The organism is Kluyvera ascorbata (genome assembly GCF_023195735.1).
In the GTDB taxonomy this organism is placed as follows: Bacteria; Pseudomonadota; Gammaproteobacteria; order Enterobacterales; family Enterobacteriaceae; genus Kluyvera; species Kluyvera ascorbata.
Genome location: NZ_CP096201.1, coordinates 1,817,771 through 1,842,035 on the forward strand (window position 1 = coordinate 1,817,771; position 24,265 = coordinate 1,842,035).

The 24,265-nt window shown below is 46.1% G+C and carries 19 protein-coding genes; all 19 read left to right on the plus strand.

Annotation, left to right across the window (positions count from 1 at the left end; translation table 11 throughout):
* The first annotated feature begins 79 nt into the window (after window positions 1–79).
* Complete coding sequence (gene cpsG / locus MY052_RS08525) at window positions 80–1,450, plus strand: colanic acid biosynthesis phosphomannomutase CpsG (protein ID WP_115073892.1); 1,371 nt, start codon at window positions 80–82, stop codon at window positions 1,448–1,450.
* A gap of 102 nt (window positions 1,451–1,552) precedes the next feature.
* The gene (gene wcaJ, locus MY052_RS08530) at window positions 1,553–2,947 is read left to right on the plus strand and encodes an undecaprenyl-phosphate glucose phosphotransferase (protein ID WP_248538560.1); all 1,395 of its coding nucleotides are present in this window, start codon (window positions 1,553–1,555) and stop codon (window positions 2,945–2,947) included.
* A gap of 9 nt (window positions 2,948–2,956) precedes the next feature.
* Complete coding sequence (locus MY052_RS08535; RefSeq protein WP_248538561.1) at window positions 2,957–4,438, plus strand: MOP flippase family protein; 1,482 nt, start codon at window positions 2,957–2,959, stop codon at window positions 4,436–4,438.
* Window positions 4,439–4,468: 30 nt separating this feature from the next.
* Complete coding sequence (gene wcaK, locus MY052_RS08540) at window positions 4,469–5,749, plus strand: colanic acid biosynthesis pyruvyl transferase WcaK (protein ID WP_248538562.1); 1,281 nt, start codon at window positions 4,469–4,471, stop codon at window positions 5,747–5,749.
* On the plus strand, window positions 5,746–6,969 hold the full coding sequence (gene wcaL / locus MY052_RS08545) for a colanic acid biosynthesis glycosyltransferase WcaL (protein ID WP_248538563.1): 1,224 nt from the start codon (window positions 5,746–5,748) through the stop codon (window positions 6,967–6,969). The genes wcaK and wcaL overlap by 4 nt, the downstream gene beginning before the upstream one ends.
* A gap of 9 nt (window positions 6,970–6,978) precedes the next feature.
* A complete protein-coding gene (gene wcaM, locus MY052_RS08550; RefSeq protein WP_248538564.1) occupies window positions 6,979–8,373 on the plus strand; it encodes a colanic acid biosynthesis protein WcaM in 1,395 nt (464 codons plus the stop codon).
* A gap of 134 nt (window positions 8,374–8,507) precedes the next feature.
* Window positions 8,508–9,398, plus strand: coding sequence for a UTP--glucose-1-phosphate uridylyltransferase GalF (galF, locus tag MY052_RS08555; protein WP_202217641.1), 891 nt, complete (start codon window positions 8,508–8,510; stop codon window positions 9,396–9,398).
* Window positions 9,399–10,364: 966 nt separating this feature from the next.
* Window positions 10,365–11,264, plus strand: coding sequence for a dTDP-4-dehydrorhamnose reductase (gene rfbD, locus MY052_RS08560; RefSeq protein WP_248538565.1), 900 nt, complete (start codon window positions 10,365–10,367; stop codon window positions 11,262–11,264).
* 51 nt (window positions 11,265–11,315) lie between these two features.
* Window positions 11,316–12,194, plus strand: coding sequence for a glucose-1-phosphate thymidylyltransferase RfbA (gene rfbA / locus MY052_RS08565; protein WP_202217643.1), 879 nt, complete (start codon window positions 11,316–11,318; stop codon window positions 12,192–12,194).
* A gap of 3 nt (window positions 12,195–12,197) precedes the next feature.
* Complete coding sequence (gene rfbC / locus MY052_RS08570; RefSeq protein WP_202217644.1) at window positions 12,198–12,755, plus strand: dTDP-4-dehydrorhamnose 3,5-epimerase; 558 nt, start codon at window positions 12,198–12,200, stop codon at window positions 12,753–12,755.
* A complete protein-coding gene (locus tag MY052_RS08575) occupies window positions 12,752–14,023 on the plus strand; it encodes a flippase (protein ID WP_248538566.1) in 1,272 nt (423 codons plus the stop codon). Before rfbC ends, MY052_RS08575 begins: the two co-directional genes overlap by 4 nt.
* Window positions 14,024–14,079: 56 nt before the next feature.
* Window positions 14,080–14,886, plus strand: a complete 807-nt coding sequence (locus MY052_RS08580) for a hypothetical protein (protein WP_202217646.1) — start codon at window positions 14,080–14,082, stop codon at window positions 14,884–14,886.
* Between the two features lie 421 nt (window positions 14,887–15,307).
* Entirely contained in the window at window positions 15,308–16,222 is a 915-nt protein-coding gene (locus tag MY052_RS08585; protein ID WP_248538567.1) for a hypothetical protein, read from the plus strand.
* A gap of 16 nt (window positions 16,223–16,238) precedes the next feature.
* Window positions 16,239–17,366 (plus strand): glycosyltransferase, encoded by a 1,128-nt coding sequence (locus MY052_RS08590; RefSeq protein ID WP_248538569.1) that lies wholly within the window; start codon window positions 16,239–16,241, stop codon window positions 17,364–17,366.
* Window positions 17,367–17,405: 39 nt separating this feature from the next.
* Window positions 17,406–18,512 (plus strand): glycosyltransferase, encoded by a 1,107-nt coding sequence (locus MY052_RS08595; protein ID WP_202217649.1) that lies wholly within the window; start codon window positions 17,406–17,408, stop codon window positions 18,510–18,512.
* Between the two features lies 1 nt (window position 18,513).
* A complete protein-coding gene (locus MY052_RS08600; protein ID WP_202217650.1) occupies window positions 18,514–19,935 on the plus strand; it encodes a mannose-1-phosphate guanylyltransferase/mannose-6-phosphate isomerase in 1,422 nt (473 codons plus the stop codon).
* The gene (locus MY052_RS08605) at window positions 19,935–21,362 is read left to right on the plus strand and encodes a phosphomannomutase (RefSeq protein WP_202217651.1); all 1,428 of its coding nucleotides are present in this window, start codon (window positions 19,935–19,937) and stop codon (window positions 21,360–21,362) included. Before MY052_RS08600 ends, MY052_RS08605 begins: the two co-directional genes overlap by 1 nt.
* Window positions 21,363–21,442: 80 nt before the next feature.
* Window positions 21,443–22,504 (plus strand): acyltransferase, encoded by a 1,062-nt coding sequence (locus MY052_RS08610; protein WP_248538570.1) that lies wholly within the window; start codon window positions 21,443–21,445, stop codon window positions 22,502–22,504.
* Window positions 22,505–22,653: 149 nt separating this feature from the next.
* On the plus strand, window positions 22,654–24,060 hold the full coding sequence (gene gndA / locus MY052_RS08615; RefSeq protein WP_202217653.1) for an NADP-dependent phosphogluconate dehydrogenase: 1,407 nt from the start codon (window positions 22,654–22,656) through the stop codon (window positions 24,058–24,060).
* Window positions 24,061–24,265 lie beyond the last annotated feature (205 nt).

Consider the following 24,265-nt stretch of genomic DNA (forward strand, 5'->3'; position numbering starts at 1 on the left):
CGCCACCCGGCAATTCACGATACGAAAATAATGACCCTCACCGGTCAGGGCTAACTGCTGCCTGAAGAAAGGTAAAAACATGAAAAAACTGACCTGTTTTAAAGCCTACGACATCCGCGGCAAGCTGGGCGAAGAGCTCAACGAAGAGATTGCCTGCCGCATTGGCCGCGCCTATGGCGAGTACCTGAAACCCAAAACCGTGGTACTGGGCGGGGATGTTCGCCTGACCAGCGAAGCGCTGAAATTAGCGCTGGCGCGCGGTCTGCGCGATGCGGGCGTGGACGTGCTGGATATCGGCCTTGCCGGTACCGAAGAGATCTATTTCGCCACCTTCCATTTAGGCGTGGACGGCGGGATTGAAGTGACCGCCAGCCACAACCCGATGGACTACAACGGCATGAAGCTGGTACGCGAAGGCGCGCGCCCTATCAGCGGCGACACCGGGCTTCGCGATATTCAGCGCCTGGCGGAAGAGAACTTCTTCCCGCCGGTTGATGAGGCTAAACGCGGTAGCTATCAGCAGATTAACCTGCGCGATGCCTACGTTGACCATCTGCTTGGCTATATCGACGTAAAAAATCTCACGCCGCTTAAGCTGGTTATCAACTCCGGTAACGGTGCGGCTGGCCCGGTGGTTGACGCGCTGGAAGCCCGCTTTAAAGCGCTGAACGTGCCGGTCAGCCTGATTAAGGTACACAACGACCCGGACGGTAACTTCCCGCACGGTATTCCTAACCCGCTGCTGCCGGAGTGTCGCGATGACACCCGCGATGCGGTGCTGAAGTACGGCGCTGATATGGGCATCGCCTTTGACGGCGACTTCGACCGCTGCTTCCTGTTCGACGAGCAAGGGCAGTTTATCGAGGGCTACTACATCGTCGGCCTGCTGGCGGAAGCCTTCCTCGAGAAAAATCCGGGCGCGCGCATTATTCACGACCCGCGTCTGTCCTGGAACACCGTTGACGTGGTGACCGCCGCAGGCGGCACGCCGGTGATGTCGAAAACCGGCCACGCGTTTATCAAAGAGCGCATGCGTAAGGACGACGCGGTATACGGCGGCGAGATGAGCGCCCACCACTACTTCCGCGATTTTGCCTACTGCGACAGCGGCATGATCCCGTGGCTGCTGGTGAGCGAGTTGCTGTGCCTGAAGGGTAAAACGCTGGGGCAACTGGTGCACGACCGTATGGCGGCGTTCCCGGCAAGCGGCGAAATCAATAGCCAGCTGAAAGCGCCATCGGAAGCGATTGCCCGCGTGGAAGCACATTTCGCCAGCAGCGCGCTGGAAATTGACCGCACGGATGGCATCAGCCTGGCGTTTGCCGACTGGCGCTTCAACCTGCGTTCGTCAAATACCGAGCCGGTGGTGCGTCTGAACGTAGAGTCTCGCGGCAATACGCCGCTGATGCAGGCGCGAACGCAGGACATTCTGGCGCTGCTTAATCAGTAACAACTGCCCCTCGTCCTCTCGAAGAGAGGACGTACCCGGTTTTCTCTCGCCCCTTTGGGGAGAGGGTCGGGGCGAGGGGAAAACGACGAAATAGGACCGACGATGACGACTCTAAAAAAGCGCGAACGAGCCAAAACGAATGCATCGTTAATCTCCATGGTGCAACGTTTTTCAGATATCACCATCATGATAGGTGGGCTGTGGCTGGTGTGTCAGGCGGTCGCGTTGCCGTTTTTGTACCTGCATCTGTTGATGGCACTGGTCACGCTGGTGGTATTCCAGATGATTGGTGGGATCACTGATTTTTATCGTTCATGGCGCGGCGTCCGTATTACCACTGAGCTGCTACTGCTGCTGCAAAACTGGACGTTGAGCTTAGTCTTTACCGCTGGGCTGCTGGCGTTTAACGACGACTTTAATACCAACTTCTCCATGTGGCTGGCCTGGTATCTGCTGAGCACCATCGGCATGCTGGCGAGCCGGGCGTTCATCCGCTACGGCGCGGGTGTGTTGCGCCATCGTGGTTATAACACCCGCTATGTGGCGGTGGCCGGTGATATGCCGGAAGGGCAGGCGCTGCTGGAAAGCTTCCGTAATCAGCCATGGCTCGGCTATGCGGTAGTCGGCTGCTATCACGATGCGAAACCAGGCGGCGTTAACACTGACTGGATGGGCAACTTTGAACAGCTGCTGGACGATGCGCGTAACGGCAAAATCCACAACGTCTATATCTCCATGGCGATGCAGGACGAAATCCAGATTAAAAATCTGGTGCGCGACTTAGCGGACACCACCTGCACCGTGCTGCTGATCCCTGACGTCTTCACCTTCAACATTCTGCATTCCCGCGTCGAAGTGGTGAACGGTATTCCCGTTGTCCCGCTGTACGACACGCCGCTCTCTGGCGTGAACCGCATCCTGAAACGGCTGGAGGATATCGTGCTGGCCAGCGGCATTCTGCTGCTTATCTCACCGGCGCTGTGCTGTATCGCGCTGGCGGTGAAGCTGAGTTCGCCGGGGCCAATCATCTTCCGCCAGACCCGCTATGGCATGGACGGCAAACCTATCAAGGTGTGGAAATTCCGCTCCATGAAGGTGATGGAGAACGACAAAGTGGTGACACAGGCGACGCAGAACGACCCGCGCGTGACCCGCGTGGGCAACTTCCTGCGCCGTACTTCTCTCGATGAACTGCCGCAGTTTATCAACGTTCTTACCGGCGGAATGTCTATCGTCGGCCCGCGTCCGCACGCGGTGGCGCACAACGAACAGTATCGTCAGTTGATTGAGGGCTACATGCTGCGCCACAAAGTGAAGCCCGGTATTACCGGCTGGGCGCAGATCAACGGCTGGCGCGGCGAGACCGACACCCTGGAAAAAATGGAAAAACGCGTGGAGTTCGACCTCGAATACATCCGCGAGTGGAGCCTGTGGCTCGATATCAAAATTGTTTTCCTGACGGTGTTTAAAGGCTTCGTCAATAAAGCAGCCTATTGAGGACGTAACATGGGCTTACGAGAAAAAACCATTAACGGCGCGAAATGGTCGGCGATGGCAACGGTGGTGATTATTGGCCTCGGGCTGGCGCAGATGACCGTGCTGGCGCGGCTGTTTGACGGCCATCAGTTTGGTCTGCTGACCGTGTCGCTGGTGATAATCGCGCTGGCGGACACGCTGTCGGATTTCGGCATTGCCAACTCGATTATCCAGCGTAAAGCAATCAGCCACCTGGAGCTGACCACGCTCTACTGGCTGAATGTGGGCCTCGGAGTGGTGGTCTTTGCGGCGGTCTATCTGCTGAGCGATACCATCGCCAATCTGCTTAACAATCCGGACTTAGCGCCGCTGATTAAAACCTTGTCGCTGGCGTTCGTGGTGATTCCCCACGGCCAGCAGTTCCGCGCGCTGATGCAAAAGGAGCTGGAGTTCAACAAGATTGGTTCCATTGAGACCGCCGCCGTGCTGTCGGGCTTCACCTTTACGGTGGTGAGCGCCTGCTTCTGGCCGCTGGCGATGACAGCCATTCTCGGTTATCTGGTGAACAGCGCGGTGCGTACGCTGCTGTTCGGCTACTTTGGCCGCAAAATTTACCGTCCGGGTCTGCATTTTTCGCTAGCTACCGTGATGCCCAACCTGCGTTTTGGCGCGTGGCTAACGGCGGACAGCATCGTTAACTATATCAACACCAATCTCTCTACCCTGACGCTCGCACGCATTCTCGGGGCGAGCGTGGCGGGTGGCTACAACCTGGCCTATAACGTGGCGGTGGTGCCACCAATGAAGCTCAACCCGATCATCACCCGCGTGCTGTTCCCGGCGTTTGCCAAAATTCAGGACGATAACGACAAACTGCGGGTGAACTTCTACAAGCTGCTGTCGGTGGTGGGGATTATCAACTTCCCGGCGCTGCTGGGGCTGATGGTGGTGAGCAATAACTTTGTACCGCTGGTGTTTGGCGAGAAGTGGATGCACATCGTACCTATCCTGCAATTGCTGTGCGTGGTGGGGCTTCTGCGCTCGGTGGGTAACCCGATTGGCTCGCTGCTGATGGCCAAAGCGCGAGTAGATATCAGCTTTAAATTCAACGTGTTTAAAACCTTTCTGTTTATTCCTGCGGTGATTGTCGGCGGAGAGATGGGCGGCGCGATTGGCGTCACGCTCGGCTTCCTGCTGGTGCAAATCATCAACACCATTCTCAGCTACTTCGTGATGATAAAACCGGTGCTGGGGCCGGGCTACCGTGACTACCTGCTGAGCCTGTGGCTGCCGTTCCGGCTTTCACTACCAACGCTTATCACCAGCTATGCGGTCGGCCGACTGCTGGCGGACAGCGTGTCGCTGCCGATGCTGCTGGCGTTACAGGTGCTGGTTGGCGTGCTCAGCTTTGCGCTGGTGATTGTGCTGTCGCGCAATAGCCTGCTGATTGAACTTAAAAAACCGCTCTGTCGGAGCCAGAAACTGAAGACGCTGCTACGCGTCCCTAATTGATTTGCTTGAAACCCCTTTGATGAGGCCATGATGAAATTATTAATTTTGGGAAATCACACCTGCGGCAACCGCGGCGATAGCGCCATTATGCGCGGGCTGCTCGATGCCATCGTCCGCCAACAGCCGGACGTTGAAATGGACGTGATGAGCCGTTTCCCTGTCAGTTCTTCCTGGTTGCAGGGGCGTGAGATTATCGCCGATCCGCTGTATCAGCTGAGCCAGAAGCAGCAGGCGGTCGGGGGCATGAGCGGGCGCGTGAAGAAAGTGCTGCGCCGCCGCTTCCAGCACAAGATCCTGCTGGCAAAGGTGACCGGCGAGGGCAAACTGCGTAACTTTGAAATTGCGCCGGAGTTCCATGAGTTTGTGCGCTTTCTCGGCAATTACGATGCGATTATCCAGGTTGGCGGCTCGAACTACGTCGATCTTTACGGCTTGACCCACTTTGAATACCCGCTGTGCGCTTTTATGGCCAATAAGCCGATCTACATGATTGGCCACAGCGTAGGGCCGTTCCAGAATCCGGACTTTAACCAGCTAGCGAATTACACCTTTGGCCGCACCAATGCGCTGATCCTGCGTGAGACGGTGAGCCGCGAGCTGATGGCGAAAGCGGAGATTGATACCTCGAAAGTGGAGCAGGGGGTGGACACCGCCTGGCTGGTTGAGCACCGTAACGACAGCTTTGAACCGAGCTACGCGGTGCAGCACTGGCTGAACCTGACCGCACAGCGCAAAACCGTGGCGATTACCCTGCGCGAGCTGGAGCCGTTCGATAAACGCCTTGGCACCACCCAGCAGGCGTACGAAAAAGCCTTTGCCGAGGTGGTGAATCGCATGATTGCTGACGGTTATCAGGTGCTGGCGCTCTCAACCTGTACCAGTATCGACCGTTATAACCGCGATGACCGCATGGTCGCGCTGCGTATGGCGCAGTTTGTGGAAAACCGCGAGCATTTCCATATCGCCATGGATGAACTGAACGACGTGGAGATTGGCAAGATCCTCGCCTCCTGCGAGCTGACCATCGGCACACGTCTGCATTCGGCGATTATCTCCATGAACTTTGGCACCCCGGCGATTGCCATTAACTACGAGCACAAGTCCGCAGGCATCATGCAGCAATTGGGGATGCCGGAGATGGCTATCGACATTCGCCACCTGTTGGATGGTTCGATGCAGAGCGTCGTGGGCGATATCCTTAATCAGCTTCCGGCGCTGGGTGAGCGCGTTGCCGCCGCAGTAGAAGGAGAACGCCAGAAGGGCTTCACCATGATCGAATCGGTGCTTAGCCGCATCCGGGAGGGCCGATGAAAGTCAGCTTCTTTCTGCTGAAATTCCCGTTATCGTCAGAGACCTTCGTCCTGAACCAGATTGTGGCGTTTATTGAGATGGGCTATGAGGTGGAGATTGTCGCGCTGCAAAAGGGCGACCTTACTAACACCCATGCTGCCTACACCCAGTACCGGCTGGCGGAGAAGGTCCGCTGGCTGCAGGATGAACCCGCCAGCACGCTGGAAAAGCTGCGCTACCGTGCCTTCAGCACGTTGCGCGGCCTGCATCGTCCCGCCGTCTGGCGGGCGTTGAATACCCGGCGATACGGGCAGGAGGCGCGTAATCTGATCCTCTCCTCGATTTGCAGCCGCACGCCGCAGGCAATCACCGCCGACATCTTCATCGCGCACTTTGGCCCTGCGGGCGTGACGGCGGCGAAGCTGCGCGAGCTGGGCGTTATATCAGGCAAGATTGCTACTGTTTTCCACGGCATTGATATCTCCAGCCGGGAAGTACTGAACCACTATACCGGTGAGTATCAGCAGCTGTTCCGCCGCGGTGACATGATGCTGCCCATCAGCCAACTATGGGCGGAACGCCTACAGGCAATGGGCTGCCCGGCGGATAAAATTACCGTCTCACGCATGGGCGTGAATATGGACCGATTTTCGCTGCGCCCGTTAAAAGCGCCAGATGCCTGCTTACAGATTATTTCCGTCGCCCGACTGACCGAGAAAAAGGGGCTGCACGTGGCGATTGAAGCCTGCCGTCAGCTCAAAGAGCAGGGCGTTAATTTTCGCTATCGCATTCTCGGCATTGGCCCCTGGGAGCGCCGTTTACGTACACTGATCGAGCAGTATCAACTGGAAGACCGCGTGGAGATGCCGGGATTTAAACCCAGCCATGAGGTGAAAGCGATGCTCGATGACGCCGACGTGTTCTTGCTGCCGTCCATCACCGGCGCTGATGGTGACATGGAGGGTATCCCGGTGGCGCTGATGGAGGCGATGGCGGTAGGCATTCCGGTGCTTTCTACCGTACACAGCGGAATTCCCGAGCTGATTGCCTCCGGTGATTCTGGCTGGCTGGTGGCTGAAAATGACGCGCAGGCGCTGGCCGAGAAACTCGAGTTCGTCGGGCGGATGGATGAACGGAGCCTTCAGCCCGTGCTTCAACGCGCGCGCGCTAAAGTAGAAACTGATTTTAATCAGCAGGTTATCAACCGACAGCTTGCTAACCTGCTGCACACGCTTTGCTGAGGAGGTGCCATGCGTACTTTGACTCGACGACACTTTCTGACGGCAGGCGCAACGCTTGCAGTCCTGCCATTACTGCCCGCCGTTTCCGCACGCGCAGCGGGGCAACCCGCCACCGTTGATATTCGCGACTACTACCGTGATGGCGACTGGATCCGCGCTTTCAACGAAGCTTTCAGTCATGGTGATACGGTCTCCGTTCCTGCCGGCGTCGTTTGCGACAATATTAATGCTGCCATCACGCTGCCGCCTGGCAAAACGCTGGCGGTTGCTGGCGCCTTGAAAGGCAACGGGCGCGGGCGGTTTATCCTGCAAGAGGGATGTAAGGTTAGCGGCAGCGGTGAGGCCAGCCTCTATAACGTCACGCTCGATGTTCGCGGTAGTGACAGTACGATTGAAGGGCTGACCCTCAGCGGCTATGGCCCGGTGGCACAGATCTTTATCGGTGGAAAAGACAAACGCCAGATGAAGAACCTGACTATCACCCGCCTCACCATCACCAAAGCCAACTACGGCATCCTGCGACAGGGCTACCATAATCAGTGGGAGGATGTCAGCATTACCCACTGTCATTTCAGCTACTTGCAAGGCGATGCCATTGAGTGGAACGTGGCGATTAACGACAGCAATATCCTCATTTCCGACCACGTCATCGACCACATCGATTGTACCAACGGCAAAGTGAACTGGGGGATTGGCATTGGGCTGGCGGGTAGCACCTATAATAACGGCTACCCGGAAGACCAGGCGGTGAAGAACTTCGTCGTGGCTAACATCACCGGCAGCAACTGCCGTCAGCTGGTGCACGTTGAGAATGGGAAACATTTTATTATTCGTAACGTCAAAGCCAGCAATATCACGCCGGAATTCAGCAAGAAGGCGGGAATAGATAACGCCACCGTGGCGATCTACGGATGTGATAATTTCGTTATTGATGGTGTTGATATGGTTAATAGCGCGGGAATGCTGATTGGCTATGGTGTTATCAAAGGTAACTATTTGTCTATACCGCAAAATTTCCGTTTGAATAATATACAGCTTAATAATGAGAAAGCAGGTTCAAACCTGCGGGGGATACAGATCTCCTCAGGAAATGCCCAGTCTTTCGTCTCTATCACCAACCTGAATCTGCGTTACGCCTCGCTGGCGCTGCACAACAAGCCACAGCATATTTTTATGCGTAATATCAATGTTATGCAGGTGGCATCGCGTGAGCCCGCTCTGTCGCTAAACTTCGATTTGCGCAAGGATATCCGTGGAAAATTTATGGCTAAACAGGACACGCTGCTGTCGCTTGCACACATCAATGCCGTCAACGAAAAAGGGCAGCCCTCGGTGGATATCGACCTTATTGATCAACATGTTGTCAATTCCGAACGGCTTAATTTCTCTCTACCACGCCGCTAAACGCCAATTTCCTCTTCATTCTCGGACTATATCCAGAGATTTCTCTAAACCCAAAGGGATACTATGAGAAAACAGAGTGGATTAAACATGTTTAATCGCTATAATTCATCAACCGAATACAGGTGGACAAGATAATGGTTAATTTGAAAGCAGTCATTCCGGTAGCGGGCCTGGGCATGAATATGCTCCCTGCCACAAAAGCGATTCCTAAAGAGATGCTGCCGATCGTCGACAAACCAATGGTTCAGTATATCGTTGATGAGGTGGTTGCTGCAGGGATCAAAGAAATCGTTCTGGTGACACACGCTTCGAAGAACTCGGTGGAAAACCACTTTGACACCTCGTACGAACTGGAAGCGCTGCTGGAACAACGTGTTAAACGTCAGCTGCTGGCTGAAGTTCAGTCTATCTGTCCTCCTGGTGTCACCATTATGAACGTTCGTCAGGCTCAGCCGCTGGGCCTGGGACACTCTATTCTTTGCGCACACCCGATCGTTGGCGATAACCCATTTGTGGTTGTGTTGCCAGACATCGTACTGGACAGCGCAAGCGCCGACCCACTGCGTTATAACCTTGCTGCAATGGTGGCGCGTTTCAATGAAACCGGGCGTAGTCAGGTGTTGGCGAAACGTATGCCGGGCGATCTGTCTGAGTACTCCGTCATTAAGACCAAAGAGCCTTTGGATGTAGAAGGTAAGGTGAGTCGTATCATCGATTTCATCGAAAAACCGGATCAACCACAAACGCTGGATTCTGACCTGATGGCCGTAGGACGTTATGTTCTTTCTGCTGATATCTGGGCTGAACTTGCTAAGACCGTGCCGGGTGCATGGGGACGTATTCAACTGACCGATGCTATTGCTGAACTGGCTCAGAAGCAGTCTGTTGACGCGATGCTGATGACCGGTGAGAGCTATGATTGTGGGAAGAAGATGGGGTACATGCAGGCGTTTGTACAGTATGGGTTACGGAATCTGAAGGATGGGGCTAAGTTTAGGAAAGGAATTGAGAAGCTACTGGGCTAGTTAATTTTTAGAAAATTGTTACAAAATATTAGGAAGGCGACAGTAAACATCCCACTATTTATGCTTCGCGCAATGGAATGTTACTGTCGTTTTTTATTTGAAAAACAATGAATAAAGACGGCTCGGTCTGTATGGAGTACCGTAAACCCCATTAGATTTTCACTTGTTTCTGGATAGATTTGGTAAGACAATTGGTTACTAAATTTCAGATTACTTTGGAATAGCGGACGGGCTGGCTACATCTCAGATATTAAGCAAGTGCACTGGTAGCTTCTGAGCCAGGGGCGGTAGCATGCGTAAATATCAGAATGACTATATCTTACTGCCAGTAAGAAATGGCTTCTGCTTACAATATTCGGAATTAAAACGTGAAAATACTTGTGATCAGCGGACCTGGTTTCAATGGTGCTGCAGTCATTATCAACCTTATAAGAAATACATAAGGTTCTGTTGCGAATGTTGATAAATTGAAGTGAGCGGGTAACTTGTAATCACTTGCGGAAGTTACAGATAGCGAGTGCATAGCGTTGAACGTGTGGATATTTGTGATGCTACTAAGGTTACGTGCACATATTGGTCATTGGTGGATGACGAAGTGAAAAAATCTTTCGTTTTCATCATCTATCCATCGAGAAACGGCTTACGCCCCAAGTTCCCCTTATTCAACTGCTTAGGTACATAGTGATCGCCAGGTACATATTTACGACCTGCTTGATAAGATCGGGCAAACAGTTGCCTCATGCCGTGAGTTGGTAACGTGCGGTTCTGACCGATGGGGATATGATCGCCGTTATGCTATTGATGTTAACAAAATCAGTCGTGAACTGAGATGGAAGCTCGAGGAGACCTTTGGGTTGAGTATTCGTATGATAGTTCATTGGTATCTTGAAAACCCAATGTGGGTGGATAATATAAAAACGGTAACTATAAAATCTGGGTTGAGCAGAATTATGGAGAATGATAATAATGAATATTCTGCTGTTTGGTAAAACTGGACAGGTAGGCTGGGAATTACAGCGAGCACTTGCACCTCTCGGTACAGTGACCGCGGTTGATGTTAAATCAACCGTCTACTGTGGGGATTTTAGTAATCCAGAGGGGGTGGCAGAAACGGTTCGTGTAGTGCGCCCGAATATAATTGTTAACGCTGCAGCACATACAGCGGTTGATAAAGCTGAGTCAGAGCGTGAGTTTGCCGAACTTCTCAACGCGACAAGCGTTGAAGCTATTGCTGTTGAAGCAGAAAAGCTTGGGGCGTGGCTAATCCATTACTCGACAGATTATGTCTTTCCTGGTTCGGGAGAAAAACCGTGGCTTGAAACCGATATTGCTGCGCCGATTAATGTATACGGTGAAACTAAACTGGCGGGGGAAAAGGCAATACAGAAAAACTGTAAAAAGCACCTAATTTTCCGCACCAGTTGGGTTTATGCAAGTAAGGGAAATAATTTTGCTAAGACCATGCTGCGTTTGGCTAAAGAACGCGCTGAACTATCGGTAATTAATGATCAATATGGCGCTCCTACCGGTGCGGAACTTCTGGCCGATTGTACTGCTCATGCCATTCGAGTTGCACAGCAAAATCCAGAGGTTTCAGGGTTATACCATCTGGTCGCTTCTGGCACTACCACATGGCATGACTATGCAAAGTTAGTTTTTGCTGAGGCAAAAAAAGCGGGCATTGAACTGGCGATTGAGAGAGTTAACGCGGTTGCGACTTCTGCCTATCCTACCCCAGCACGTAGACCAACAAATTCTCGTCTAAACACTGAAAAGTTTCAGCATCAATTTGACTTAGTTCTTCCTGACTGGGAGCTAGGTGTTAAACGTATGCTGGCGGAGTTGTTTACCACAACGACATTTTGAATTGACATGACTAATGCCTGAAAGCGGCATATTCAGTATATAGAGAAAATAATGACAACACGCAAAGGTATTATTCTGGCCGGAGGTTCCGGTACGCGCCTCTACCCGGTTACCATGGCCGTGAGCAAGCAACTGCTGCCCATTTACGATAAGCCAATGATTTATTACCCACTTTCAACACTGATGCTTGCTGGTATTCGTGATATTTTGATTATCAGTACGCCTCAAGATACACCACGTTTTGAGCAATTATTGGGTGACGGTAGTCAATGGGGTTTAAACTTGCACTATAAAGTTCAAGCTAGCCCTGATGGTTTAGCCCAGGCGTTTATCATTGGCGAAGAGTTTATTGGTAACGACAACTGTGCACTGGTTCTTGGCGATAATATTTTCTACGGTCATGATTTACCGAAGCAACTAGAGACCGCAGTCAATAAAGAGAGTGGTTCAACTGTCTTTGCATACCATGTTAACGATCCTAAACGTTATGGTGTTGTCGAATTTGACCGTAGCGGCACTGCGATATCGCTAGAAGAAAAACCGCTGGAGCCAAAAAGCAACTATGCGGTAACAGGGCTTTATTTCTATGATAATCGTGTAGTGGAGATGGCCAAGAGTCTAAAACCATCGCACCGCGGTGAACTGGAAATTACAGATATCAATCGTCTCTATCTGGAACAGGGTGATCTTTCTGTCGCTATGATGGGCCGTGGCTATGCTTGGCTCGATACCGGCACACATCAGAGCCTAATCGAAGCTAGTAACTTTATCCAAACCATTGAAGAGCGTCAGGGGCTAAAAGTTTCTTGTCCGGAAGAAATTGCTTTTCGGAAAGGGTTTATTGATGCCGCACAGGTTAAAAAATTGGCTACGCCACTTGCTAAAAATGCCTATGGTCAGTATCTGTTGAAAATAATTCAGGGTTATTAAGTAATGAATGTGAATGAAACCGTTATTCCCGACGTACTGATTTTTGAACCGAAGGTATTTGGTGATGACCGCGGGTTCTTTTTTGAAAGTTTTAACAAGCGTATATTTGAAGATACCATTGGTCGTCAGGTCGAGTTTGTTCAGGATAATCACTCAAAATCAAGCAAGGGTGTATTTCGAGGTCTACACTACCAATTAGATCCCCACGCGCAGGGCAAATTAGTTCGTTGTATTGCTGGTGAAGTTTTCGATATTGCTGTTGATATTCGAAAAACATCGGCCACATTTGGTCAATGGGTTGGTGTCAATCTTTCAGCTAGCAATAATCGTCAACTATGGATACCGGAGGGGTTTGCACATGGTTTTCTGGTCTTGAGTGAGACAGCTGAATTCGTCTATAAAACAACCAACTATTATCATCCTCTATCAGAACGTGCAATCAGGTATGATGATCCACAGCTCGACATCCAATTACCTTTTAACGCCAATTTAAAATTATCTCCTAAGGATGAAGCAGCTCTATATCTGAGTATGGTACCAGCAAATGAGCTTTTTGAATGAGCATAATAAAAAATAGTATCTGGAATCTCATCGGTTATGTGATTCCATCATTAATTGCTATACCTGCTCTAGGATATATGGCCAGAAAACTCGGGCCTGAGCTCTTTGGCATTTACACCATTGCAATAGCTGTCGTAGGTTACGCCGGTATCTTCGATATGGGATTAACCAGAGCAATCACTCGAGAGATTGCAATATATAGAACCAACTGGGATGAGAGAAAAAAAATAGTAGCTAGCGCAACTTTATTTCTACTCACCTTAAGTATCCTGGGTGGTTTTATTGTATTAATATTTTCCTCATCGATTGTTCACTTCCTGAATATATCAGCAACTGATTTCTCCGACATTAATAACTCGTTTAAATTGCTGGCCTTTTCCATTCCGCTTTTTTTACTCAATCAATTGTGGATAGCTATTCTGGAGGGGGATGAAAAATTCAAAGTAGTGAATATTCAGAAGTCATTCAGCAGTACTTTTATCGCAGGAATGCCGGCGCTATTTGTAATATATAATGGAACCTTACTTTCAGCAGTTGCTGGATTAGTTGTTTCGCGGATTATTTCGCTACTAATAGCCTTTGTGCTAGTTCGTAAAGAAATCATGCAGTCTGGCATGCAACCAGATGTAAAAACACTTAAGCGGCTTATTTTCTTCGGTGGTTGGATCACTGTCAGTAATATTATTAGTCCTGCTATGGTCTATTTTGACCGATTTATCATTTCGAATATGTTAGGCGCGAAGCATGTCGCGTTTTATTCGGGTCCGTCGGAAGCTATTTCTAGATTAGCTATCTTCCCCGCTGCTGTCGGAAGGGCCATCTTCCCAAAATTAAGCAGTGTTAAGCATCGTGATGAATTAAAAAAGAGTATTACTCTCTCTTGGTTGTTGATGTTTGCTGTCTGTGCTCCTGTTGTTATCATTGGCATAATATTTTCGGAGAATATATTAAATTTGTGGTTAGGTGCAAATTATGCACTTCACTCAAAAAATATATTGATTATTTTATTGGTAGGTTTTCTTTTTAATGCCCTTGCACAAGTGCCTTTTGCGGCCATTCAATCAGCAGGTAAAGCTAAAATTACTGCTTTGCTGCACTGTGTTGAGATTATACCTTATTTCATCATGCTCTACTTTTTTGTACAACATTATGGATTGACGGGAGTTGCTTTTGCCTGGAGTATTAGAGTTATCGCGGATTGCGCTATTTTGACGTTTATTAACCAGCGGCTGTTGAATCGACAAGTAAGTGTAGTTGAACCTACATAAATGTTGATACTAACAGCGTTATTACTAAATATTTCATTAAAAGCAATAAGATAACCATGAAAGTTAATATTATAGTTGCACTATACTATCCGCATTATTATGGAAAAGTCAGAAAAGAAATATTTGCAATATTCAAAAACACTGATTTAAATATTGTTTTCGTTGATAATAGTAGCAAAATTTTACCTGAGAATGAACCAGCGCCTAACGTCCAATGGCTCAAAGGTAGCAACACCGCGGGCGAGTTCTCTGCGTGGGATGAAGGCTATTCGCTACTTGAGCAGGGCAATACAATAGATAACGATGATATCGTTATATTTATGAACGATACATTCTGCCATCATCGTTTCTTTACCATCTATGATAGGATTTTGTACCGCAGGGCTGTTAAACATTGTAGCCTTAAGGGCGTTTATGGTGAATTAAATAGTACTGGGAAAATATTTGCGATACATCAAGTACCATTTGCGGCCTGGATGTCATCTTATGTTTTTCTGGGGCGTAGAGAAAACATTATAAAATTACTTCCATTAAATAGCACGTCGACCATTAGTGAAGAATCGTTTTCTGAGATTGGACATGATTTAACAAATAAGAAGGTGAACATTCCATTCTTCTCAGATGATCTTAATCAGCATCTTAGTAATTGGTTATTCCCAACTAATGAGAACGGTTGGTATAATGCGGGTAAAATATCTGGAAATCAGCTGTTATTTAAATTAAAAGCTATTATCAATGAAAAGCTATTAACTTATAATGCAATAAATAACAATCTGGATGTGAATGATATATATCAGGGTAAAATAAACAGAATTTATAATTCGGTGCGAAATAAACTCTTTATTTATTTTAATAAAAAATAATTAAATATAAGAGGGATTATTTATGGACGTAAATAGTAGTTTAATAAGCACTCGGGCAAGAGAATGTTATAGGTTTTCGTCACTGTGTTTACTATGCATCTTACTGTCGATGGTCTTTAATGATCTATCTACGCAGAATACATTAGGTACCCTTGGCGCAAGTCCAATGTGGGCTGTATCAATAGTCATTTTCGTGCTTATTCTTACTAGAAGCCAATTTCGCCTCTACTTAGATAAGTATAGTCGTTACTTTCTGTCGTTTTATATAGCGACGTTTCTCATTTCTATCATTCAGTGCATTTATTATTTCTTTATTAAGGGTGAAGCATTAAATCAATACGGCGTATCCGTATTCAATAAGCATATATTTGCTTCGTCTTATTATCTTTTTTATTTTTTAGTTATTTATTGTTCAAACTTTGTGATGCGTACAGTATCCGGGAGTTTTTTAAGAAAATCGATCATTTCAATCTCGGTTCTTCTAAGTTGTGTAATTGCAATTGAGAGCATTGCCCCTGAGCTATTATCACCTTTCCATCTGAGTATGGACGGGTACATTTTTGGTCCTCGTTTACGTTTGCTTTCACCAGAGCCTTCGATTGCCGCTTTTACGTTTAATATATTCTTGCTGCTTGCAATTATGCTAAGCAACCTTAACCCTGCCAGGTATTTATTTTGGGGGTTGTTGCTTATTGGAAATATATTGATTGGTTCCAAGGCTTCTCTGATGTTGATAATGGTTAGTGGTATTTTAGTTTTCTATTTTAATATGACATTAATGCAGAAACTTAAATCACTTATTGGACTTATTCCTATCATTGGCTTAGTAATATATATTTTTATTCACAATGTAATGCCTGCGTTAATTGTTGATATAGATAGATACACCAGTGTCAGCACCCGATTGATTACATCACTTTGGGCCTTGTGTAGTTTATTCTATTTTCCGTTAGGCGAGGGGTATGGTACCTATACGGTATGGTTTGCTCAACCATTAAAGATGGCAACTAATCTGGCTAATAACTTAGTGTCGTTTCCACTTAATATGTCCGAAATTAATGACATGGTCAGTAGTGGGGATTATCTATCTGCAAAGTCTGGGATTCTTTTTTCAGTTATTCACAGTGGTTTTTTAGCTATTATTTTCTACTATATTATTTTTAGAAATTCGTTCCGAGATGTGCAAGTTATTGATATCAGCTATTATCAAAAAACATTGTTGAGAGTGGTGCTTTGGTATTCTCTGCTATCGATTTTATTAGCTGTCAACATGGAGGTTCTATATTCATTTTTATTACCTTTTATTGTCGTAAACTATCTAAAATCAAACTCATAAAGAATAAGTGATAATAATGGAAAAATTGTTATATATATCAATGTCTCTGGAAAATTCTAATTATGGTGGAAGCATTGTTTCGCGAGCAAATTTAAAAGCATTACAAGCTATTGAATATCTGCAAATAAAAGAAATTGCAATTGTTAGAAGAAAAGAAGGTACATATAGTTGGGAATTACTAGCTAAGAATTCAAAAATCCAGACTGCTTTAAACAATTTTCGAGGATATGCTGGTAGGTTAAATACTGGAATCTATAGTAGGATCAAAGAGATTGTGAAAGAGTATGAACCAACAATCCTTTATCTTGATTCTAGCTTGCTCGGCAGCATAGCTGAATGGTGTAAAGAGCTATACCCAACTATCAGAATAGTGACTTTTTTTCATAATACAGAAGTCGATTTTGAAAAAGGTCGCCTTAAGAGTGGAAAAATCCATTTCCTACCATCTTTATTCTCAACTGCACGTGCGGAAAAAAAAGCAGTCAAATACAGTGATGTGTTGATAGCACTGCACCAGACTGATTCAAATCGACTTTATGAGCTTTATCAGAGGAAAGCTGACTTTTGTGTACCCGTTTGTATTGTAGATGACCCGATTGCTGATGAGTCTTTTTATACCGAGCCTAATATTTTAACAAAGCCGTTTGTCGTTGGGTTTATCGGTACTGCATTCTACGCCAATATAGAAGCTGCAGAATATATTTCACAAAACATTGCACCTGCATTTATCGATGATAATCAGGTCCAGTTTGCTGTTGCTGGATCTGGTTTTGATGCATATGCACATAAACTGAATAAGCCTAATCTTATAACATCTGGTTATATCGAGTCACTACAAGAGTTTTATCAGAATGTTGATGTAATAATATCACCGATCTCGATAGGGGGAGGCATGAAAGTTAAAATCGCCGAAGCATTAAGATATAATAAGAAAGTTATTGCTTCTCCATTTACTTTGATTGGTTACGAACAGACCCTGTCTTGCCCAGATGTAATCAGCTGTAACAGTCTGGATGAATATGTTTCAGCAATTAAAAAATTAAAAAACCTTCGCACTATAGAATCATCAACAAGAGAGCTATTTAAAAAATATTACTCAGATTCCGCATGTGTAGAACATTTTAAGAATCTATTTAAGAGATAGTTTTTTACAACGGTTATTTTATGTTTTAAAGAGGTTTAAGTGCGAATTCTCGAAGTCAGTAAGTTATATCCTCCATTTTGGGGTGGGATCGAGACCGTTGTTTACGATATATCAACGGTTTTAAGACAAAAAGAACATAACGTTGATGTGTTGTGTGTATCTGATAAAAACAAATCGACTAAAGAAATTGTAGATGGTGTCAATGTTTATCGCTGTGGTAGTTTTGCCCATCTCGCAAGTACCTATCTTTCTTTCAAATTCATCAAGGTCTGGAGGAAAATTAGAAATAATTATGATGTTATTCATGTTCATTTGCCGAATCCACTTGCAGTCCTTGCTATTGTCTTATTCAAACCACAGAAGGGTTGCAAAATAATTGTTCATTGGCATAGCGATATTGTAAAACAAAAATATCTTAAAATACCGTTTATTCCTTTGGAGCGGTGGTTACTGAATCGGTCATCCAAAATTATCGCAACTAGTCAGATTTATGCAGATGCTTCACAAGACCTTAAAAAATTTCTTAGCAAAGTTGAAATTATTCCGATTGGTATTGATGAAGAGAGAATGGTAGCAGCACCTGAAGCGATTGAACGGATTAGACAACGTTATACAGATAAGTTTGTTATCTTTGCTTTGGGTCGCCATGTCTACTATAAAGGGTTTGAATATCTTCTCGATGCGGCAAAATATCTTGATGATAAATATATTATACTGCTTGGTGGTCAGGGAGAGTTAACCCCGAGGTTGCAAGAGAAGATCAAACAGCATAATCTTGATGAAAAAGTGAAATTGCTAGGGAAGATATCGGCTGAAGAATTACCGGCCTACTTCAGTGCAGCAGATGTATTCTGTCTTCCTTCCGTCGAACGTTCTGAAGCTTATGGTGTAGTACAGCTAGAAGCGATGGCTTGCGGCACGCCTGTTATATCAACTAACATCAAGGGCTCAGGGGTATCTTGGGTAAATAAGCACGGTATTACAGGGATAGTTGTACCCGTTAAAGATTCCAAAGCTCTTGCAGATAGCTTTAATTATCTGTACGAACATCCCATCAACAGAAATCAAGTTCAAGAATTTTTTATACAACATTATACTAGATCAAAAATGGTTGATTATTTTATCAAGGTAGTTGTGAGAGCTTAATATGAAAATATTACCAGTTGTTATGGCCGGTGGTTCGGGTACGCGGCTATGGCCGCTTTCACGCTCTTTCTACCCCAAGCAGTTTTTATCGTTGGTTGATGATACGACTCTATTACAGGCCACGTTACTTCGTCTCAATAGTCTGGAATGCGCACCTCCTCTCATTATCAGTAATAACCAGCATCGGTTTATTGTGGCTGAGCAGCTTTGTCAGGCTGGAATTGCAGATTTTGACATAATATTGGAACCTGTTGGTCGTAATACCGCACCAGCTATCGCTCTTGCCGCTTTCCATGCACTAAAAAATGGTGACGATCCGATTATGCTGATATTGGCCGCCGACCATGTTATCCAGAACACTAAAGCATTCTGTAGCAGTATAACCTTGGCCCAGACTCAGGCAGAAAAGGGCAAAATGGTAACCTTTGGTATCGTACCATCCCGAGCAGAAACAGGTTATGGTTACATTCGACAGGGAGAGGCTGTTGCTAAATCTGTCTATAAGGTTAATGAGTTCGTTGAAAAACCTGATCTAGTGACAGCGGAGACCTATTTGCGTGATGGCCATTATTTGTGGAATAGTGGCATGTTCATGTTTAGAGCCAGTGTTTATCTAGCTGAACTGGAAAGATTCCGTCCAGATATTTTTAACGCTTGTAAGCTAGCGATGGCGGGGGCAACGGTAGATCTTGATTTTATCCGTCTCGAAAAAGATGTATTTTCTGCTTGTCCAGACGATTCCGTTGATTATGCCGTAATGGAGAAAACGAAACACAGTGTTGTCGTTCCTATGGATGCCCAGTGGTGTGACGTTGGTTCATGGAATTCACTGTGGGAAATTTCCAGTAAAGATTGTAACGGTAACGTGACACATGGTGATGTGATCAACCACAACGGCAGCAATAACTATATTTATGCCGAAAACTCATTAGTTGCAACCATCGGTGTTGATGATCTTGTGGTTATCCAGACAAAAGATGCGTTATTGATTGCAAAGCAAGATAGTGTTCAGGATATCAAAAAGATTGTTGATGTCCTCAAGCATGAAAATCGTATTGAACATCTCCGCCATCGCGAGGAATATCGCCCATGGGGACGGTATGATTCTGTTGACCAAGGGGGACGCTACCAGGTTAAACGCATCACCGTGAAGCCGGGCGAACGAATATCAACACAAATGCATTATCACCGTGCCGAACATTGGGTAGTGGTATCAGGTACTGCGAGGGTTACACGTGGTGATGATATTTTCCTTGTTTCTGAGAATGAGTCGACTTTTATTCCAGTTGGCGTTGTGCATACGCTGGAAAACCCGGGTAAAGTTCCGCTCGAGGTTATTGAAATTCAATCAGGAACGTATCTTGGCAGTGACGATATTGTGCGGTTTGATGATAAATATGGCCGAGTGAAGGACAATAAATAATGTTAAATTCTAGACATGTCATTGAAAATAGCGATATTGAGTTTGGTACTAGTGGGGCGAGAGGATTAGTTGTTGATTTTAAGCCTGAGGTATGTGCCGCGTTTGCGCATTCATTCATTGATGTAATGGCAAAGGATTTCACTTTTGATACCATTGCCCTGGCCATTGATAACCGACCAAGCAGCTACGCTATGGCACAAGCCTGTGCTCAGGCCATTATCGATAAGGGCATCAAAGTTGCTTACTATGGTGTAATTCCTACGCCGGCATTGGCTAATCAATCCTTGCAAGACAAGATCCCCGCCATTATGGTCACGGGGAGTCACATTCCTTTCGATCGTAATGGACTGAAATTTTACCGTCCTGATGGTGAAATAACGAAGGCCGATGAACTCAGTATTTTACAATGCGAGTCTGCTTTTAGCTTTGTGCCATCGCCGCCTGACTTGATTACGTCTCCGGGTGCAGCAGATAATTATATCAAGCGCTATACGTCATTGTTCCCGCTTAATATGTTTGTAGGAAAGCGAGTGGGAATTTATGAGCACTCCAGCGCTGGACGTGATCTCTATGCTAGGATTTTCACTCAACTTGGTGCTGAAGTAATTAGTATTGGTAGAAGTGATAAATTCGTGCCAATAGATACTGAAGCTGTAGCTGAGGAAGATAGAGTAAAAGCGCGCCAATGGTCGGTAGAGTTCGAACTTGATGCAATATTTTCAACCGATGGCGACGGCGATCGCCCGTTGGTTGCTGACGAAAAGGGCGAATGGTTGCGTGGCGATATCCTAGGACTGCTTTGTGCCAAAGTCCTTCGTATCGAAGGATTGGCTATTCCAGTCAGTTGCAATACAGCGATTGAAAAATCACGGTTTTTCAAGTATATAGAATTAACAAAAATTGGTTCACCATATGTTATCGAAGCTTTTAATTTTCTTAAAGCGAGTTTTTCTCGTGTTGCTGGCTTTGAAGCTAATGGTGGCTTTTTGTTGGGCAGTGACGTCTCTTTTGGCGGAAATACAATTACAGCATTGCCGACGCGCGACGCCGTCCTACCGTTTCTTATGGTATTTGCCGGTGCGGTGACAGCAAATACTTCAGTTTCAAGTTTGTTAATTTCTTTACCGCAACGCTTCACATATTCAAACCGTATACAGAGTTTTTCAAAAGCACTCAGTAACCAAATTATTGCTGGCGCGCAGCAAGACCCTCTTGCATTTGTACATTCTCTTGGTGTTAACAAAAGCGTTAAAAGCGTGGATTTAACTGATGGTATGCGTATCTTGCTAAGCGATGATGACGTGATTCATCTGCGCCCATCGGGAAATGCACCAGAATTACGTTGTTATGCAGAAAGCAGTAGTGTTTCAAATGCTACCAAACTGGTTGAAATCGCACTGGATAAATTAACAAAACTATCGCTGTAGTGTGTATTCTGCAATGCATCTAAACAGGATGATAGTATTTGTTGTCCTGTCTACTGTCACCTTGTTGATATAAAATTATTATGATTGCAAAAAGAATGCAGGGTATTGAGATTCTGAGAGTCTTTGCTATATTCATGGTGGTTTTAATTCATTCGACACCAGAGTATAAGGTCGATGCTAATTCCAATGCCGCAGCATTGATGTGGCAATCAGTATCACGTGCGGGATTTATTTCATTTTTTTTAATTAGTGGGTATTTTGCGCTTAATGAGAAAATTACTAACCTGAAAATTTACTATTACAATAGATTAATCACTATAGTTATACCGTTTTTAATTTATGCATATATCCATTATTTTATGGTGCATTTTAACTTTGGACGAGCGGAACATGCACTGTCAGGTTTTTTTTCATTAGCTACCATCACTGACTTCTTGCATGCGGTTATGATTGGCCCTATTCATAATAGCTCAATGTTCGTTTCTCTGCATTACTGGTTCGTATACTGGATCATTGGTGCTTATGCCGTTGCTCCCTTCGTCGGTTATATTACACAGAGAATAGAACCAGATAACCGCCTCAAAGCAATCTCATTCTTACTTGTGATTAGTTGGATTCCACTTTACTTGAATCGCTACTTCCCTGAGTGGAATGTTATTCCCACACCTTATATTACTGATGGTTGGTTTGTCTATTTTCTCATTGGTGGTTTGCTTAACGGTTTGGAACTTTCTAGATATAGGAAAAATGCTTACATATTGGCTATCGTCGGATATTTTATGACAATCACATTTACATTAGTTAATTTTAATGTATTGGGAAATAATCAGACGCCTTATGGTATTGATATAAACATGGTGTTTTGTGCTGGTGGTTTGTTTATTCTATTTCAAACTCTTCGGGAGTCGATGATAACGCGATGGGTTGCAAAGGTATCTAAACATACATACGGAATTTATCTAACTCATGTTTTTATAATGTATGCAGTTAGTGGGGTCACAAAAAAAATTATCCACAGTGATATTATTAACTCTGTATTAACCGCGGTCGTTGCTTTTACGTTGGCATTAATATTTACCCTAATCATTGATAATCTATTTGTCCTAAAGTTATTAACGAAAATGAAACTAAACAAAAAATGATGGTTGTATTTATTTTATCACGTTTGACGATATTTTGAACATTCGAAACATAGAATCATGCTATTCAAATGTGCCTAAGATAGGTTAACATCACATGAGTATTTGCCTGCGTAATGATCCGCAGTAACCACACCTGACAGGAGTATGTAATGTCCAAGCAACAAATCGGCGTCGTCGGTATGGCAGTGATGGGGCGTAATCTGGCGCTCAACATCGAAAGCCGTGGTTATACCGTCTCTGTTTTCAACCGCTCCCGTGAAAAGACTGAAGAAGTGATTGCCCAGAACCCTGGCAAGAAGCTGGTGCCTTATTATACGGTGAAAGAGTTTGTTGAATCCCTCGAGACGCCTCGTCGCATCCTGTTAATGGTGAAAGCAGGAGCGGGTACCGACGCTGCTATCGATTCCCTGAAGCCGTACCTTGATAAAGGCGACATCATCATTGATGGCGGCAACACCTTCTTCCAGGACACCATTCGTCGTAACCGTGAACTGTCTGCTGAAGGCTTCAACTTCATCGGTACCGGTGTTTCCGGTGGTGAAGAGGGCGCGCTGAAAGGCCCATCTATCATGCCTGGCGGCCAGAAAGAAGCTTACGAGCTGGTTGCGCCAATTCTGACTAAGATTGCTGCAGTCGCTGAAGATGGCGAACCTTGCGTAACTTACATCGGCGCTGACGGTGCGGGTCACTACGTGAAAATGGTTCACAACGGTATCGAGTACGGCGACATGCAGCTGATTGCTGAAGCTTACTCCCTGCTGAAAGGTGGCCTGAATCTGTCTAACGAAGAGCTGGCAACCACCTTCACCGAGTGGAACGAAGGTGAGCTGAGCAGCTATCTGATCGACATCACCAAAGATATCTTCACCAAGAAAGACGAAGAAGGTAAATACCTGGTTGATGTGATTCTGGACGAAGCGGCAAACAAAGGTACCGGCAAATGGACCAGCCAGAGCTCTCTGGATCTGGGTGAGCCGCTGTCTCTTATCACCGAATCCGTGTTCGCACGTTACATCTCCTCCCTGAAAGACCAGCGCGTTGCGGCAGCTAAAGTGCTGTCTGGCCCGCAGGCGAAACTGGCTGGCGATAAAGCAGAATTCGTTGAGAAAGTGCGTCGCGCACTGTACCTGGGCAAAATCGTCTCCTATGCACAGGGATTCTCTCAGCTGCGTGCCGCGTCTGACGAATACAATTGGGATCTGAACTACGGCGAAATCGCGAAGATCTTCCGTGCGGGTTGCATCATTCGTGCACAGTTCCTGCAGAAAATTACCGATGCGTATGCTGAAAACAAAGGTATTGCAAACCTGCTACTGGCACCGTATTTCAAAAATATCGCTGATGAATACCAGCAGGCGCTGCGTGACGTTGTTGCTTATGCGGTTCAGAACGGTATTCCGGTTCCAACCTTCTCTGCAGCCGTCGCGTACTACGACAGCTACCGTTCTGCGGTGCTGCCTGCGAACCTGATTCAGGCTCAGCGTGACTACTTCGGTGCGCATACTTATAAACGCACTGATAAAGAAGGTGTATTCCATACTGAATGGTTGGATTAATAAATAAATAAACATAGCCTGGGGTTTACCCAGGCTATACTCAAGATGAGCAAATGTATCCATATAAATTATTTATTCATTATTTGTTGATATTCTATTATTCTTTGACGTAACGCTTTATTTATAGTGTTTACTATAAAGAGTGGCGTATTTTCATTACACATTAATATACTGAAAGCACTTGATAACATATAGGTTGATGCAA